The following is a 16,403-nucleotide window of genomic DNA, read 5'->3' as shown; positions in this document are numbered from 1 at the left end:
TATCCGGAGGGATCATCTCCAGGTAGGCTGACGGCGTTGCGCGACGGCGTGATCCCGCCAGGAACGACACCGTCCGTGGTGGATCGGACCTCAGAGAGGAACCCCCGATGACCGACCCGAACTGCCGGGACCTCTTACCGCGGGGCACCACCACCGAGACGCAACTCGTGCGGGTGGCAAGGGACTTGACTCCGGTGGTCGCGGCCCACGCCGAACGGACCGAGCGGCAGCGCACCCTGGCCGGACCGAGCGCGCAGGCACTCCGTGAGGCCGGGCTCTTCACCATGGGAACACCGGTCCGCTACGGCGGCCACGGGGCCGGTGTGCGCACCGCCGTCGACGTGTGCGCCGAGCTGGCCGCGGGCTGCGCGTCGAGCTCCTGGCTCGTCGGCATCGTGTACGGCGCCGCGCTGTTCGCCTCACAACTGCCCGACGAGGTCCGTACCGCGATCTGGAAGTCCGACCCCGACGCCGTGCTCTGCGGCGCCGCCAATCCGTCCGGTTCGGTCACGGCGGTGCCCGGTGGCCTGGAGCTCGACGGGCGGTGGCCGTGGATCTCCGGCATCGACCACGCGGCCTGGGTGCTGCTGGGGATCGTCCGCGAGGACCGCGGCGGACCGGAACGCGGGCTCGTCCTCGTCCCCGCGTCCGCGCTCACCGTGGCGGACACCTGGCACATGGCCGGTATGCGGGGCACCGGGAGCCGGACGGCCGTGGCGAGTCAACTCTTCGTCCCGGACGAGCAGTTCGTGTCCTTCGCCGAGATCGCCGAGGGCATCGGCGTCCGGCGGCATCCGGGCGAGGCCCGGGTCGTCTTCCCGATGTCCATCAACCTGCCGCTGGTCGGCACCGGCGTCGGCATCGCCCGCGGCGCGCTCGAACGCGTGGTCCGGGACCTCGCGGGAGGAAAGCGGTCCGTGTCACCCCTGCACGCCCTGACGGCGGAAGCCGCCCCGCACCAGCTGAACGTCGCCCAGGCCGCCACCCTGATCGACACGGCCGCGCTGCACCTGCGACGCGCGGCCGACGAGATCGACGAGGCCGCTCGCGCCGGACGACGCCCCGACCTGGAGACCCGGGCACGACTGCGGATGGACGGCAGCCACGCGATGCGCTGTGCCCGCGAAGCGATCAGCATCCTGCTCGACACAGCCGGCGCGAGCAGCTTCTCCGACGACTCACCGCTGCAACGCGCCTGGCGCGACATCGGGACGGCCTCCCGGCACGCGGCGCTGAGCGTCGAGACCAGCCGCGAGCTCTACGGCCGCGTCCTGCTCGGCCGCTCGCTCCCCCACACCGACGTCGTCTGAATCCCGTACCGAAGTCCAGCGAACGAAGGAGACCGGACCGGTGGCCGCACCCCGATCCTCGACAGGCCCGATCCCACCGGCGGCGGAACGCAGGGGGCCCTGGTCACCGGTGCCGCCCGTGGCATCGGCGCCGCCGTCGCCACCGAAATGCACCGACGCGGCCTGCGGGTGGCGCTGCTGGACCGGGACGACAGCGGCGCGCGGGCCCGGGCCAAGGAACTGGACCCCGGCGGGGACACGGCCATGGCGGTAGGTGCCGACGTCGGCGACCCCCGGGAGACAGAGGACGCGGTGCGCGCGGTGTCCTCGGCGTGGCACAGCCCCGATGTCCTGGTCAACAACGCGGCGCGCACGGCGCCCGGTTCGGTGTGGGACGTCGAACTCGACGAGTGGGACACCCTCATGGCCACGAACCTGCGCAGCGTCCTCGTCCTCACCCGGCTGTGCGCACCGTCGATGCGGGAGCGCGGCTGGGGCCGGGTCGTCAACCTCGCGTCGCTGGCCGGACAGCAGGGCGGACTGGTCGCCGGGCCGCACTACGCCGCGGCGAAGGCGGGTGTGCTGGTGCTGACCAAGATCTTCGCCCAGGAACTCGCGCCGCACAGTGTCACCGTCAACGCCGTCGCTCCCGCCGCCGTACGGACACCCGTCATGAACGAGTTGCCCGCCGAGGCGCTGCGGCGGGCCGCCGACCGGATCCCCGTGGGCCGGTTCGGGCGGCCCGAGGAGGTGGCCGCGCTGGTGGGCCATCTGGCGGGGGACGACTCCGGCTACATCACCGGTGCCACAGTCGACGTCAACGGTGGCTCGTTCATGCGCTGACGGTGGTGGCCGCACATAAGGTTCCGAGGTGGAAAGGGAGAAGGGCATGGACGGGGACGGGTCTTCGCCTGCGGGCACGGCCGAGCCTCTGGTGGGACGCGGTCACGATCTCGGACTGGTCCGGGGGTTCGTCGACGCGGCGGTGGTCTCGGGCGGGGCGCTGCTGCTCTCCGGGGACGCCGGGGTCGGCAAGACGGTGCTGCTGGACGCGGCGGCCGCACAGGCTGTCGGCACGGGTGCGCGGGTGGTGCGCGCCGCCGGCGTGGAGTTCGAGAGCACGATCAGTTTCGCGGGTCTCCACCAGGTCCTTCAGCCGCTGCTCGCCGGACTCGACCGGCTGCCCGAGCAGTACCGCGCCGCCCTGAACGTGGCGCTGGGACTGGATCAGGGCGCACCGTCCGATCAGCTGCTGGTGTCGAACGCGGCGCTGACGCTGCTCGTCCAGGCCGCCGTGGAGCGGCCGTTGCTGGTGATCGTCGACGATCTGCCGTGGCTGGACCGGGCCAGCGCCGTGGTGCTCGGCTTCGTCGCCCGCCGTCTTGGCGGCAGCCAGGTCGGCTTCCTCGGCGCCTACCGGTCGGGCGAGGGGACGTTCTTCGAACGCGGCGGGGTGCCCCACCACCACGTGCAGCCGCTCGACACGACAGCGGCGGCGGCATTGATCCAGGCCCGCTCGCCCTCGCTGGCGCCGCGTGTGCGGGAGCGTCTGCTGGCGGAGGCGCAGGGCAACCCGCTGGCCCTGCTCGAACTGCCCGTCGCGCTCAGCGGTGCCCAGCGTTCCGGAGCCGATGTGCCCGACCTGCTGCCGTTGAGCCGGCGGCTCCAGGCCGTGTTCGCGTCCCGGGTCGAGACGTTGCCCGCCGCGACCCGCCTGTTCCTTCTGTACGCGGTCCTGGACGGCACCGGCGATCTGCGGGCCCTCACCTCGGCCGCTGCCGGGCGGGCCGGCATCGAGGACCTGGCGGACGCGGAGCGCGCGGGCCTCGTCTACGTGGACGCGGTCACCGGACGGCTGGCGTTCCGCCATCCCCTGACCCGCTCCGCCGTCGTGGAACTCTCCACCAGCGAGCAGCGCCGCGAAGTGCACCGCGCCCTGGCGGAGTTCAGCGTCGACCGCCCCGAGCGACGCGCCTGGCATCTCGCCCATGCCACCGTCGATCCCACCGAGGACGTCGCGAGTCTGCTGGAGACGGTGGCGCGCGACACCGTGCGACGGGGTGACGCGGGCGGTGCCATCGCCGCGCTGCTGCGCGCCGCCGAGCTGAGCCCGCGCGGCTACGAGCGCAGTCGGCGGATCGCCGAGGCCGCCTATCTCGGCGCGGACCTGACCGGTGACCTGCGTGATGTGCCCCGACTGCTGGAGGAGGCCCGGCGGGCCGACGGCGGACGGGCTGGCCCGCTGGTCGCCGCCGTCGCGGCGGCACACCACATCCTCCTCAGCGGCGAGGGCGACCTGGACACCGCGCACCGGCTGCTCGTCGGCGCGATCGACATGCAGCACCAGCCGTACGACGCCACCGACCCGACCATGATCGACGCGCTGTACACCCTGGCCTGGCTGTGCCAGAGCAGTCAGCGCGCGGAACTCTGGAAGCCGCTGCACCGGGCGCTCGGCCTGCTGAAACCGGAGGTCCCGGACCAACTGGCCCTGACCGTCAACACCATGGCCGACCCGGCCAGGACGGGGTCGGCCGCGCTGGGGAAGCTCGACGAGGTGATCGCCTCGCTCGACCGGGAGGCCGACCCGGTCCGGGTCATCCGGATCGCGATGACGTCCCTGTACGTGGACCGGCTCCCCGCGTGCCGTACTGCGTTGCGGCGGGTGCTGCGCGACGGCCGGGACAACAGCTCGCTCACCGTGGAGATCCAGGGGCTGGTGTACCTGGGCAGGGACCATTTCGCGGCCGGCGAGTGGGACGAGCTGGAGGCGCAGGCCGCGCAGGGCCGGGACCTGGGGGAAGCCCACAACTACCAGCTCCTGTCGACGGAGTTCCTCTACCAGCGCGCGCTGGTGGCCGCCGCCCGCGGCGACGAGGACGCCACCCGCGCCCTCACGGACGAGATGACCCTGTGGGCGACGCCGCGCGGTGTGGGTTCCTATCTGTCGTGCGCCTCGCACGCGAGGGCGCTCGCCGCGCTCGGCCGGGGCCGGTTCGAGGACGCCTACCGGCACGCGTGCGCCATCAGCCGCGCCGGGGAACTCGCCTCGCACGTCCCGCCCGCCCTGCTGGTCGTCATGGACCTGGTCGAGTCGGCGGTCAGAACAGGACGGCAGTCGGAGGCGACGGCTCACGCGACGGCGGCGCGCGAGGCCGGTATCGCCGCGATCTCGCCGCGGCTCGCCCTGCTCGTGAAGGCGTCGGCGGCCGTCGCCGCCGTCGACCACGACGCGATCGGCCTGTTCGAGGAGGCCCTCGCGGTACCCGGCACGGACCGCTGGCCCTTCGAACTGGCCCGGGTCCGTCTCGCCTACGGCGAACGCCTCCGCCGGGTGAAGTCCACGACGGAGGCGCGCACCCAACTGGCCGACGCGATCGAGGCCTTCGAGCGGCTCGGTGCCCGCCCCTGGACCGCCCGGGCGGGCAACGAACTGCGGGCGACCGGCCTGTCCGTCAGCCCCGCCGGCGTCACCGGCCCGGCGTCACTGACACCGCAACAACGGGAGATCGCCCTCCTCGCGGCGGCCGGCCTCACCAACAAGCAGATCGCCGAACGCCTCTTCCTGTCCCCGCGCACCGTCGCCGCCCACCTGCGCCAGCTGTTCCCGAAGCTGGGCGTGGCCTCCCGCGCCGCACTGCGCGACGCGCTGGCGGACCTGCCGCCCGACTAGGACGGCAGCGGCAGCGGCGGTCAGAAGATGTCCTGCCCCGGTACCAGGATCCCCTTCGGGTCGTAGGTCCTCCTGGCCGCGGCGAACCGGTTCCAGACCGGGCCGAAGTGCCGTTTCCAGTCGGCGTGTTGGAAGGGGATCGAGCCGACCGGGTACTGCGTGCCGCCGGCCGCGCCGACGGTGTCGTAGGCGGACCGGTTGGCGTTCAGCAGCCGCCGGACCGTGGCCGTGTCCTCGGGTGGTGTGGTGCGCAGGACGGCGAAGAGGTACGGCACCGGGTCGTCGGGCGTCCGCAGCAGCGGGGTGTGGAGGCGGTCGCGCAGCAGCGGGTAGAGGAGTACTACGCCCGGTCCCAGGTCGGCCGGGGTGAGCTCGTCGAGGAGGGTGGCGGCGAGGTCGGCGGTCCTGCGGCCGGGGAGCAGCAGGTTGAGCCAGGGGTGGGCGTAGGCCCACAGGCCCGCTGCCTTCAGGGCGGCGACGGAGGGGGCGAGCCGGTCGAGGAAGTCGTAGTAGCCGAGGTCGGTGATCTGGACGCCGGACGCGGTGTGGCGCAGGCCCTTCAGGAGCGCGGTGTCGTCGGGGGTGTCCCCCACGGGCGGTCCGTAGGCGACGGCCTCGATGGCGAACTGGTTGAAGGCACCGGCGGTGTCCGCGCCGACCTGGCCCTCGACGTAGGCGAACCGGCCCTCGGTGGCGAGGAGTCGCTGGTCGTCGAGGAAGGTCCGCAGGTCGGCGTAGGGCAGGAGGTAGTGCCGTACGGTCTTTGGGGCGCGCACCAGGCGCAGGGTGGCGGCGACGATCACGGCGCACTGCCCGAGTCCGGCGAGCACGGCGTGGAACAGGTCGGGGTGCCGGGTGGGGGAACAGCGGAGCAACTCGCCCGCGCCGGTGACGACTTCGAGTTCCAGGACGTTGTCGACCTGGGCGCCGTGCCGGTGGGTCTGGCCGCCGAGGCCGCCGACGGACAGGGTGCCGCCGACGGAGAGTTCGAGGTAGTCGGTGAAGACAGGCGGGGTCAGACCGTGGGCGAGGGTGGCCTTGGCGACGTCGCTCCACTTCGCGCCCGCCCCGACGGTGACGCGTGAACTGCCCGTCCGTACGGGCCCGATGGAGGCGAGCGGCTCGGTCTCGATGATCAGGCCGCCCTCGACCTGGGCCTGTCCGTTCGTGCCGTGGCCCTGTCCGCGCGGGGCCACGCGGAGGCCGTGCGGATTGCAGAACCGGACCATCGCGACGACGTCCCGCACGGAGCCGGGGCGGAGCACCGCGGCCGGTCTGCGGTGCACGATGTGCCCGAAGTCGTCGGCGTCGGCGGTGAGCGAGGCGTCGTCGGTGTGGAGCGTCCCGTCCAGGTGCGGGACGCCGCTGAGCGGTCGGCCGGAGTCGCTCACCGCCCAGCTCCGGGTGAAGGGGTCGAAGCCGATGACCGCGGCCGAGGCGACGGCCAGGCCGCGCAGAGCGGTGCGTCGGGTCGGGGTGCGAGGCATGTGGTCCTCCTGAGACCGTCCGAGTGAAACGATCAACGACGGCTCAGTCTAGGCACGTTGGAGTTCGGAGCAGGGTTCCGTCGCGGCGCGTTCCCCGACCGGTTCGGCACCTGCCGCGGCGGCCCGGCCCTGCTAGTCGCCGTCCTGGCTGCTCCGGTTCAGGCCCCTTCGGCGGTTCCTGCCGGAGCTGCGCAGCAGTTCGCCGAGGGTGAGGGTCACGATCGCGACGACGCGTGCCCAGCGGGGCCCGCCGCGCTCGGCCCACACCACACAGGCGCACCCGCCGATGACGAGCACGAGGACACCGAGCAGTAGCAGCACAATGATCACGTTTCCCACCCCTGGTTCGTACGGCCCGTTGACTCGTACGTTTCCGATGAGATCTTCTCAGGTCCGGGCGGGTCGGTCCGGGTCACCCCGCCCGCATCCACGCGCGCGTGCCGAACGAGCCGGTCGCCCGCGAGGCCACGGCGGTCGCCGTGCGCAGCGCCTCGGCGAAGCCCTCCGAGGTCGGGCGGTCCTGGAGTGCGAGGTGATGGGCGAGGGCCCCGTGCAGCACGTCGCCCGCGCCCAGCGTGTCCGCGACGTGTACCTCGGGAACCTCGATCGCGCCCTCGCCGTCGGGGCCCGCCCACAGGACGGGGTCCGCTCCCCTGCTGACCGCCGACCAGCCGACGCCGTGGTCCCGCAGGAAGCGCAGTGTGTCCGTCGGTGTGCGGGTGCCGGGCGGGTGGAAGTCGGCCGAGCAGACGGCGATGTCGAGCAGGGGCAGCAGGACCTCCGTGCCGGGTTTCCAACTCCCGCCGTCGAAAAGGGTCTTGCGGCCGACGGCACGCGCCGAACGGGCCGTGGCGACGGCGAGTTCCATGTGGTGGCCGTCGAACTCGACGAGGTCGCAGGCCGCCACGAGCGCGTCGAGATCGTCGGGCGGGGCGAGCCGGTGTGCTGTCGCATTGGTCGAGGCGACGGCACGTTCCCCTGTGGACGCGGTCACGAGCACGGTGGAGACGGCGGGCGGTCGCGTCGAGTCGGCCGCCAGGTCGCGCACGGTCACGCCGAGTGCGTTCAGGTCGGCGGCCACCCCGGCTGCCAACGGGTGGCGTCCGATCGCCGTCAGCAGCGTGGCCGTACCGCCGAGGTGGGCGAACGTCACGGCCGCGTTCGCCGCCGGACCGCCAGCGGCGACCATCTGGTCCCGGGCGGTGAGTTTCTCGTTCGGGCCCGGTGCGTGGTCCACGAGTTGGATGACGTCCAGGGTGCACAGCCCGACGAACAGTCCCGCGGGGCGTCCTTTCTCCATCGGTGACCTCCTCGCTCGATTTACTAACAATTGGTTGAGCAGTCCAGGCTGATAAATCTAGTGTTAGTACCCATGAAGGTGGACAGTCCGAACGACACCATGCGGCTCGCGTCCGAGCTACGGCTCGCGGTGGGGCGGGTGACGCGCCGGCTGCGCCAGGCGCATGCCGTGGGCGATGTGTCGCTCTCCGGAGTCTCGGTCCTGGCCCGGCTCGCCCGTGACGGCTCCGAGTCTCCGACGTCCCTCGCCGAGGCGGAGCGGGTCCGCCCCCAGGCCATGGCGAGCACGCTCGCGCTGTTGGAACAGCGCGGGCTGGTCCGCCGCAGCCCCGATCCGGCGGACGGACGGCGCAGCATTCTGGAGATCACGGACGAGGGACAGGCCGTGCTGGCCGAGCGGCGCTCCGCGTCCGTGCACCGGCTCGGGGCCGTCCTCGACGAGTTCACCGCGGAGGAACGCGCGGCCCTCGCGTCGGCCCTGCCCCTCCTCGACCGACTGGCGGAGCGACTGTGAGCGGGACAGGGCACATACCCGGCGACGGTGCTCGGCCGTCCTTGTTGAGCGCCGTGCGCTCGGGGCGTCGTAAGGACACCCCTCCCGGGCCGAACTACAAGTGGGTCGCGCTGTCGAACACGACCCTCGGCGTGCTGATCGCCACGATGGACGCCTCCATCGTGATCATCTCGCTGCCCGCGATCTTCCGGGGCATCGGCCTCGATCCGCTCGCGCCGGGCAACATCGGCTATCTCCTGTGGATGATCCTGGGCTATCTGCTGGTCTCGGCGGTACTCGTCGTCGTGCTCGGCCGGCTCGGTGACATGTTCGGCCGGGTGAAGATCTACAACATCGGCTTCCTGATCTTCGCGTGCGCGTCCGTCGCGCTGTCCCTGGACCCGTTCCGCGCGGGGGCGGGGGCGATGTGGCTGATCCTGTGGCGGATCGTGCAGGCCTTCGGCGGCTCGATGCTCACCGCCAACTCGGCCGCCATCCTCACCGACGCGTTCCCCGCCCGGCAGCGCGGAATGGCCCTCGGCGTCAACCAGATCACCGCCCTAGCCGGGCAGTTCCTCGGTCTGCTCGCCGGCGGTCTGCTGGCCGTCGTCGACTGGCGCGCGGTGTTCTGGGTGAGCGTGCCGATCAGCATCACCGGCACGATCTGGTCGTATCTGAGCCTGCGCGAGACCTCGGCGGGCCGCCCCGGCCGCATCGACTGGCTCGGCAACCTCACCTTCGCGACGGGCGCCGGAATCCTCCTCGCGGGCATCACCTACGGCATCCAGCCCTACGGCGGCAGCGCCACCGGCTGGGGGAACCCGTGGGTGCTCAGCGGTCTGATCGGCGGCGTCGTCCTGCTGCTGGTCTTCTGCTACATCGAGACGCACATCGCCGAACCGATGTTCAATCTGGCCCTGTTCAAGGTGCGTGCCTTCGCGGCGGGCAACCTGGCCGCGCTGCTGACGGCGATCGCGCGCGGCGGGCTCCAGTTCATGCTGATCATCTGGCTCCAGGGCATCTGGCTGCCGTTGCACGGCTACGACTACGAGGACACCCCGCTGTGGGCGGGCATCTTCATGCTTCCGCTGACGGTCGGGTTCCTCATCGCGGGGCCCGTGTCCGGATATCTGTCGGACCGGTTCGGCGCCCGCATGTTCTCGACGGTCGGGCTGGTCGTCGTGGCGCTCTCCTTCGTCGGTCTGCTCGCGCTGCCCATCGACTTCGACTACGGGATGTTCGCGGCGCTGCTGCTGCTCAACGGACTGGGTCAGGGCATGTTCTCCGCGCCGAACACGTCCTCGATCATGGGCAGCGTGCCGAGCGAGTACCGGGGTGTCGCCTCGGGCATGCGCTCCACCTTCCAGAACTCGGGCACCGCCCTGTCCATCGGCGTGTTCTTCTCCCTGATGGTCTCGGGGCTCGCCACCTCGCTGCCCGGGACACTGAGCAAGGGGCTCCAGGCACACGGCGTTCCGGCCGGTGCCGCCGAGCAGGCCGCGTCGCTGCCGCCGGTGAGCACGCTGTTCGCCACGTTCCTCGGCAAGAACCCCATTCAGCATCTGCTGGCGTCCAACGGTGTCCTCGACCAGCTCTCGGCGGCCCAGCGTGCCGTCCTGACCGGGCACTCCTTCTTCCCCCGGCTGGTCTCGGGACCGTTCCACCACGGCCTGACCATCGTCTTCGGCGTGGCGGCGGGCATGGCGCTGATCTCCGCGATCGCCTCGGCCCTGCGCGGCGGCCACCAGTCCGAGCCCGGCCCCGAACCGGCTCCGGCCGGTCTGCCGCCCGCCCCCGCCGAGACACCCGAGGCCACGCAGACGGGGCCGAACGGGCCGTCGTAGCACCACCGGAGAGGTCGGCCGGGGTCAACTCCCCCTGGGCGCATGGCAGATGTAGACCCTGGGCGCACCTCCCTCATCGGGCACGGGATCCCCGGCGGCGGCGCGTACACCCTCCCGTACGGTGGCGCCGGTACGCGGATCTACGACGCGGTAGGGAAGCGGAACGTTCTCCGGGTCGGTGATCATCAGCGGTCCGCCCTCCTCCGCGTAGCAGAGGTACAGCTCGCCGGGGACGGACAGGCCCCGGGGTGCCAGGGTGGAGCGCCAGTCCGGGCGCATGTCCGTGAGCGGGAGGCCGTCGAGGATGCGGGCGATGCGGCCGACGTGGTGCGAGCCCTCGAAGTCGAGTGCCTCGCGCCAGCCCGCGTCCTCGGCGAGGAAGTACGTCTCGTGGCCGGGTTCGTCCGGGTGCAGTCGCCACTGCCACAGGCTCGCCGCGCCGTACACCACGCCCATCGTGCCGCCCGCGCACAGGTTGCTCCAGGCCTCGTGCCCCTGCCACCAGCCCGATGCACGCCCCGGGCGGCCGGTGTTCTCATACGTCGGCTCGCCATTCGCGACCGCCTTGGGCGGGGTGTTGCGCCACATGTCGGCGACCCGTTCCTGGACGTGACCGCCCATGTGGCCGGTCTGGCACCACTGGAAGTGCAGCCAACTCTCGCTCTGGTGGGCGCGGTTGGTGGAGTGCGGGCGGTAGTGGATGCCGCAGGGCTGACCGTAGCCGTCCCAGCGGCCGATCTCCTCGCCGCCCGCCGCGATCTGCGGTTCGCCGCCCTCGCCGTCGGCGCCGACCAGGTAGACGGTGGGGGCGGCGCCGTAGCGGGCGACCAGGTAACGGCAGTAGCGGGCGTACTCCTGCGGTGGGACCACCGGGCCCGCCACCCGCTGGCCCTTCCAGCCGAAGCCGTGGAAGAGCGGTTGGAGGACGGGCACGATCCCGTGGTCGCGGAGGATTCCGGTCAGCCGGTCGAGGTACCGGAAGTACGCCGGGTTCAGGACGTTGACGTGCCCGGTGGGCAGGTCCTCGAAGCCGACGTCGAACCCCTCGTCGGCGCTGCGGTCGCGCGGACCGCGCGCGTCCATGTCGGGCTGGACGCTCATCAACAGGGCCGCGTTGAAGCCCTTGGCCCGGCGGTCAGTTGCGTACTGCGTGGCCTGTTCTTCCGTGGCCCGCCAGGGCAGGGCCCAGGCGGTGTCGGCGACCAGCAGCGCGGGCGTTCCGTCGGCGTGCACCAGGCTGCGTCCGCCGGGTGACATCCGCCAGAAGCCGTTCCGGTGGAAGGAGTTGGCGTCGTCCGTGGCGGGGCGGACGTCGAGGGTTCCGGTCCGCCCTGAAAGTCCTTCGTCCGTAAGGCAGTTGCTGTCGCTGCGCCAGGTCCAGCGGCCGACCGCCTCCGGGGAGGCGAACCGGATCTTCCAGACCCGGCCGCCGTCCCAGAAGGCCGGGCGGCGCAGGACCGTCCCGGACTCGTGGGTGAAGTCGGCCCAGACGTCGACGTCCGTGTAGGGGTTGGCGTGGTCGCGGCCCCCGGTGAGGGTGATCTCGGTCTGCCGCCAGGGGGTGGCGGTCACCGGGTCCGCGTCCGGTCGTGCACGGTTCATGACGGGTGGATGGTGATGTCGGCGGTGAGGGGCAGGGTCGTGGAGGACGGGCCCGCTTCCAGGCGGAAGGTTCCCGGCTCGACCGTCCAGCCGCCCGTTCCGGTGTCCCAGTGCCGCAGGGCCCGCGCGTCCACCGTCACCGTCGCGACGGTCTCCTCGCCGGGCGCGGCCTCGACCACGGCGAACCCGGCGAGCCAGCGGACCGGGCGCTCGACCTCGCTGCCGGGACGGCCCGCGTAGACCTGTACGACCTCCTTGCCGTGCCGCGTACCGGTGTTGCGGATGCGCACTTCCGCCGTGAGGTCGGCGCCGGGCGGCACCTCGCCGGGGACGCCGAACGAGACGTACTCCCAGGTGGTGTAGCCGAGTCCATGACCGAAGTCGTAGCGGGGCGGCTGCCATTCGGGACGGCCGGCGCCACGGTGGCCGATGAACAGTCCCTCATCGTAGGTGAGGACGCCGTCGGACGGTTCGGTGGTCGGCAGTCCCCGCTCGGAGGCGGGCCAGATCGTCGGGAGGCGTCCGCCCGGTTCGGCCTCGCCGAGCAGGACGTCGGCGAGCGCGTTGCCGAACTCCTGGCCGGGGAACCAGGCGAGCAGCACGGCCGCCACGTCGTCGGCCCATGGAAGGAGCACCGGCGCCCCGGAGTTGACCACCACGACGGTGCGCGGGTTGGCCTCGGCGACCCGGCGGACGAGTTCGTCCTGTCGCCCGGGCAGGGCCAGACTCGTACGGTCGAAGCCCTCGCTCTCGACTTCCTCGGTGGTGCCGACCACGACCACGGCGACCTCGGCATCGCGGGCGAGTGCCACGGCCCGCTCGATCTCCTCGTCGTCGCTGCCGTGCGGAGGTTGCAGATTGAGCTGGAACATGGTGACCGCGCCACCGATGGCCTCGCCCGTGGAGCCGGAGACGGACTCGGTGTCGGCATCGCTGTCGATGTCGATGTCGTGGGTGAGGACGATCTCGGTCTCCTCGCCCTCCGCCAGCTCAACGGTGTGCAGTTGCTGGGGCGGGGTCATCAGTCCCTCCACCAGGTCAGCGCCCGGCGGGAGTTGGAGCCGTACGTCGAAGGCCTCGGTCCCCGCGACGGACAGCCGGAAGCGGCCGATGCCCGAGCCGCCGATCGCGTAGCGGCCCGCGCCGATCGCGCGGACGACGGTGCGCACCTCCACGCGGGCGACCTGGTCGACGGGCACTCCGGGGCCGTAGGAGCCCATCCAGGTGTAGGCGGCTCCGGCGCGGAGTTCGGAGCCGAGGAGGGTTCCGTCCGCGGCGAGGAAGCGGACCTCGGTGCCCTCGCCCGTGCCGTCGGGGAGGCGGAGGTGGGAGTGCGGCGCTACGGGGGTGCGGGTCCCCGGGGTGACGCCGATGCCGTGGGTGACCTCGACGCCGTCACCGAGGGCGGCGCGGATGCCGTCGAGCGGGGAGACCGTGTACGGCGGGAAGACGGTGGCGCTGCCGCCGCCGAGAGTGCGGGCGACGGAGGCGTTGGGGCCGAGGACGGCTACCTTCTTCAACACCGCGCGGTTCAGGGGCAGTACGGCGTTCTCGTTGCGGGCGAGGACGAACCCGGCGGCTGCGGTCTCACGCAGGCGGGCCGCTACCGATGCCGTGTCCTGCTCCGGGGGCCGGGTGTCGGCGGATATGCCGTCCAGCGCGCCGACACGGGCGGCGAGGCGCAGCAGGCGCAGCACCTTGTCGTCGACGAGGGTCTCGTCGACCTTGCCCTTGCGTACGGCGGCCACCAGCGCGTCGCCCCACGGGCCGATCGGGCCGGGCATCACCAGGTCCAGCGCGGCGCGCGCGGACTGCTCGGTGGTGCGGGCGGCGAACCAGTCCGACATCACCAGTCCGTCGAAGTCCCAGTCGTCGTGCAGGACTTGGCGCAGCAGCGGGCTCTCGGTCATCGGGTGTCCGTTGACCCCGTTGTAGGCGGCCATCACGGCCCATACGCGGCCCTCGCCGACGATCGCCTCGAAGGGCGTCAAGTACAGCTCCCGCAGGGCGCGTTCGCCGATACGGGCATCGAGCGTCATCCGCTGCGTCTCGGAGTCGTTGCCGACGAAGTGCTTCACGGTGGCCGCCACGCCGCCGCCCTGAACTCCCTTCACATAGGCGACGCCGATGCGGGAGGTGAGCAGCGGGTCCTCGCTGAAGCACTCGAAGTGCCGTCCGCCGTAAGGGGTTCGGTGCAGGTTCACGGTGGGGGCGAGGAGGACATCGACGCCCTTGGCGCGTGCCTCGTGGGCGAGCAACCCGCCCAGTTCCTCGACCAGTTGCTCGTCCCAGGTGGCGGCTAGGGCGGTGGGTGAGGGCACGTTGGCGGAGGGGCTGCGTTCGTCCCACAGTTCGCCGCGGACTCCGGCGGGGCCGTCCGAGACGACCAACCTCCGTAGTCCTACAGCGGGTTCGGGGTGGAGGGACCAGAAGTCCGCGCCGGTCAGCAGCCGCACCTTCTGCTCCAGGGTGAGCGCGCCGAGGCGCCTGGCGAGCTCGGCCTCGTCGGCCGTGGGCGGGGCGTCGGTGGGGGTGGGCTGCCGGGTCACGGCGTCCTCCTCGGTGAAGGGTGATGGGTGGGGGTGTCGCCCGCGCTCTCGATGAGGACCCGGACGTCCCAGGGGCCGAGCCCGAGGGCGGTTCCGGCGGCGAGGGGCTCGCCGGTGAGCAGGTCGCGGACGTCTTCCGGGAGGCGGTAATCGACCGGCTCCCAGGCCCAGTTGTGGACGAAGCGCAGGGTCGCGCCGGCGGCGGTGGTGGCCGAGGTGCAGGTGACGGAGGCCGGCCGGGCCGCGCGCCAGGCGTCGGGCGGGAGCGAGGTCGCGGCGATCCAGTCGGCGAGGCTGTGCGCGAGTTCGCGGTCCGGGACGGTGCCGACGTACGTCACCCGGCCGGTGCCGTGTGCGTGGGTGGTGACGGCGGCGAACTCGCCCAGGTGCGGATGGTCGTACCCGGCGAGGACGGTCGCGCCGTCCGGGATCAGCCCGTCGGCCCACGCGGTGGCCTGCCCGTGCAGGGCGGGGCCGTTCGGCGTTCCCTCGCCCTTGGTGACCGTGACCGGGTTCAGCACATTGGTGAACTCCTGGTAATGCGCGCCCGCGGCGGGGCGCAGCGCTCCGGGCATGACCGTGTGCCGGGCGACGGCCTCCTCGTCGGCGTAGCCGGTGCGGGGAGTGAGGACGAGATGGCCGCCCGCTTCGGCGTAGCGGCGCAGCAGGTCGAGGGTCGTGTCGTCCGCGATGTACAGCGCCGGGACGACCAGCACCGGCCAGCGGTCCACCAACTCCTGCGGGCTGGACGGGAGTTGTTCCGGGGCAACGATGTCGACGGACAGTCCGGCGTCGAACAGCCCCCGGTAGTAGGCGGCGACGATCCGGTCGTAGGACTGCGGGTCGCCGAACCAGGCGGGGGCGCCGCCCCGGAGTGGCCCCATGAACTCCATGGCCCAGCGACTGTCGGCGGAGAGCAGCATCGCCACGTCGCTGCGGGGGCGCAGGCCGTCGAGCGCGGGGCCCGCCTGCTCCAACTCCCCCGCGATCAGCGAGAGTTCCTGGTACGTCCGGCCGGGTTCCAGGCTGTGGCCGAGGATGCCGCCCCAGTAGGTCTCGGCGCCGTAGTGCAGGGAGTGCCAGTGCCAGTACTCGATCATTCGGGCGCCGCGCGCGACCATGTTCCACACGGCCTGGCGGGCCTGGCCCCGGTAGAGGGGGAAGTTGTCGGCGGAGCCGCCGATGGAGGTGGCGTTGGTCTCCATGACGAGGAACGGTTCCTGGCGGATGCCGCGGGCCAGGTCGTTCTGGAGGGAGAGCCAGGCGGGTCCCGACCAGGGGACGAAGAACGGGTGCAGTCCGCCGGTGGGTTCGTCCGGGCCAGGCAGGGCCAGTCCGTCCTGGGTGGCGTAGTAGATGTTGGCCCCGGCGACGTCGAGGGGTCGGCCGATGGCGGAGATGTCCAGGCCCTGTTGGCCGAGGGCGACGCAGGTGGTGATGAAGTGGTGCTCGGGGACGAGGCCACGGACCAGTTCGGCGTGCCAGGTGATGTACTCCTGCGTCAGCCGGGACTGGTAGCGGCGCCAGGCCAGGTCGTACGACGGGGTGGTGTTGCCGTCGGGGGTCCAGACGTCGGCCCAGTCCGTCAGGCGGTGGGACCAATAGGTGAGTCCCCAGCGGCGGTTGAGGGTCTCGACGTCGCCGTAGCGGTCGCGGAGGTGGTCGAGGAAGCCCTGGAACACCGAGTCGTTGTGGAAGAGGCGGAGTCCGGGTTCGTTGTCGACCTGCCAGCCGATGACGGCGGGGTGGTCGGCGTAGCGGCCCACGACTTTGCGGACCAGTCGTTCGGCGAGGTGCCGGAAGGCGGGGTGCGAGTAGTCCGCGTCCTGTCGCATGCCGTAGGGGATGGGTTCCCCGGTGCGTGAACGGGCCGCCGTTTCGGGGTACTTGCGGCGCAGCCAGGGCGGGACGGCGTAGGTCGGGGTGCCCACGATCGCCTTGATGCCCCGGTCGTGGGCGGCGTCGAGCACGGGCTGTAGCCAGTCCAGCTCGAACTGTCCCTCGCGGGGTTCCCAGGTCGACCAGACCGACTCGCCGACCCGGATGACGTTGAACCCGGCCTCGGCCATCAGGTCGAGATCCTGCGCGAGTCTCTCGTACGGCTGGTACTCGGTGTAGTACGCGGCTCCGAAGAGCATGGGTGAGGAGGAAGTGCCCATACGGTGCT

General features: G+C 72.1%; 11 protein-coding genes. 5 read left to right on the top strand and 6 right to left on the bottom strand.

The annotated features are described in order from the left end of the window. Positions 1-107 precede the first annotated feature (107 nt). From ACWIHT_RS03885 to ACWIHT_RS03875, 3 genes are all read left to right on the top strand, one after another. Positions 108-1,310 (top strand): acyl-CoA dehydrogenase family protein, encoded by a 1,203-nt coding sequence (locus tag ACWIHT_RS03885; protein WP_456164070.1) that lies wholly within the window; start codon positions 108-110, stop codon positions 1,308-1,310. A 147-nt stretch (positions 1,311-1,457) separates the two neighbouring features. Beyond that, positions 1,458-2,132 carry an SDR family NAD(P)-dependent oxidoreductase gene (locus tag ACWIHT_RS03880; RefSeq protein WP_456164068.1) on the top strand — a complete coding sequence of 225 codons (675 nt, stop codon included), beginning with the start codon at positions 1,458-1,460 and terminating at the stop codon, positions 2,130-2,132. A 28-nt stretch (positions 2,133-2,160) separates the two neighbouring features. Continuing rightward, positions 2,161-4,962 (top strand): ATP-binding protein, encoded by a 2,802-nt coding sequence (locus ACWIHT_RS03875; protein ID WP_456164066.1) that lies wholly within the window; start codon positions 2,161-2,163, stop codon positions 4,960-4,962. Positions 4,963-4,982: 20 nt separating this feature from the next. Here the strand turns inward: ACWIHT_RS03875 and ACWIHT_RS03870 are convergent, their stop codons facing one another. The 3 genes from ACWIHT_RS03870 to ACWIHT_RS03860 all read right to left on the bottom strand — a co-directional run bounded on the left by ACWIHT_RS03870 (position 4,983) and on the right by ACWIHT_RS03860 (position 7,749). After that, a complete protein-coding gene (locus tag ACWIHT_RS03870; protein ID WP_456164064.1) occupies positions 4,983-6,449 on the bottom strand; it encodes an FAD-binding protein in 1,467 nt (488 codons plus the stop codon). 132 nt (positions 6,450-6,581) lie between these two features. Further along, the gene (locus tag ACWIHT_RS03865; RefSeq protein WP_456164062.1) at positions 6,582-6,779 is read right to left on the bottom strand and encodes a hypothetical protein; all 198 of its coding nucleotides are present in this window, start codon (positions 6,777-6,779) and stop codon (positions 6,582-6,584) included. Between the two features lie 82 nt (positions 6,780-6,861). Further along, positions 6,862-7,749, bottom strand: coding sequence for a PfkB family carbohydrate kinase (locus ACWIHT_RS03860; protein ID WP_456164060.1), 888 nt, complete (start codon positions 7,747-7,749; stop codon positions 6,862-6,864). A gap of 72 nt (positions 7,750-7,821) precedes the next feature. On the opposite strand from ACWIHT_RS03860, the gene ACWIHT_RS03855 reads away from it, so the two are divergent. Next, positions 7,822-8,262 carry a MarR family winged helix-turn-helix transcriptional regulator gene (locus ACWIHT_RS03855; RefSeq protein WP_456164058.1) on the top strand — a complete coding sequence of 147 codons (441 nt, stop codon included), beginning with the start codon at positions 7,822-7,824 and terminating at the stop codon, positions 8,260-8,262. A 131-nt stretch (positions 8,263-8,393) separates the two neighbouring features. Then, positions 8,394-10,085, top strand: coding sequence for an MFS transporter (locus ACWIHT_RS03850; protein ID WP_456164579.1), 1,692 nt, complete (start codon positions 8,394-8,396; stop codon positions 10,083-10,085). 24 nt (positions 10,086-10,109) lie between these two features. On the opposite strand, the gene ACWIHT_RS03845 is transcribed toward ACWIHT_RS03850, so the two are convergent. Genes ACWIHT_RS03845 through ACWIHT_RS03835 form a run of 3 tightly spaced genes read right to left on the bottom strand, consistent with a single transcriptional unit; the run spans position 10,110 to position 16,395 of the window. After that, on the bottom strand, positions 10,110-11,687 hold the full coding sequence (locus ACWIHT_RS03845; protein ID WP_456164056.1) for an apiosidase-like domain-containing protein: 1,578 nt from the start codon (positions 11,685-11,687) through the stop codon (positions 10,110-10,112). Then, on the bottom strand, positions 11,684-14,236 hold the full coding sequence (locus ACWIHT_RS03840) for a beta-glucosidase (RefSeq protein ID WP_456164054.1): 2,553 nt from the start codon (positions 14,234-14,236) through the stop codon (positions 11,684-11,686). The genes ACWIHT_RS03845 and ACWIHT_RS03840 overlap by 4 nt, the downstream gene beginning before the upstream one ends. Further along, the gene (locus tag ACWIHT_RS03835; protein ID WP_456164052.1) at positions 14,233-16,395 is read right to left on the bottom strand and encodes a beta-galactosidase; all 2,163 of its coding nucleotides are present in this window, start codon (positions 16,393-16,395) and stop codon (positions 14,233-14,235) included. The genes ACWIHT_RS03840 and ACWIHT_RS03835 overlap by 4 nt, the downstream gene beginning before the upstream one ends. Between the last annotated feature and the right edge of the window lie 8 nt (positions 16,396-16,403).

The sequence above is a fragment of the Streptomyces sp. NPDC002276 genome (assembly GCF_053891435.1).
This window is presented reverse-complemented; position numbering and strand designations above follow the sequence as displayed.

Bases quoted from the DNA above. Each gene is read 5' to 3' on its own strand.
- ACWIHT_RS03855 (WP_456164058.1), top strand. From the start codon at position 7,822: ATGAAGGTGGACAGTCCGAACGACACCATGCGGCTCGCGTCCGAGCTA.
- ACWIHT_RS03860 (WP_456164060.1), bottom strand. From the start codon at position 7,749: ATGGAGAAAGGACGCCCCGCGGGACTGTTCGTCGGGCTGTGCACCCTG.
- ACWIHT_RS03835 (WP_456164052.1), bottom strand. From the start codon at position 16,395: ATGGGCACTTCCTCCTCACCCATGCTCTTCGGAGCCGCGTACTACACC.
- ACWIHT_RS03845 (WP_456164056.1), bottom strand. From the start codon at position 11,687: ATGAACCGTGCACGACCGGACGCGGACCCGGTGACCGCCACCCCCTGG.
- ACWIHT_RS03880 (WP_456164068.1), top strand. From the start codon at position 1,458: ATGCACCGACGCGGCCTGCGGGTGGCGCTGCTGGACCGGGACGACAGC.
- ACWIHT_RS03885 (WP_456164070.1), top strand. From the start codon at position 108: ATGACCGACCCGAACTGCCGGGACCTCTTACCGCGGGGCACCACCACC.
- ACWIHT_RS03870 (WP_456164064.1), bottom strand. From the start codon at position 6,449: ATGCCTCGCACCCCGACCCGACGCACCGCTCTGCGCGGCCTGGCCGTC.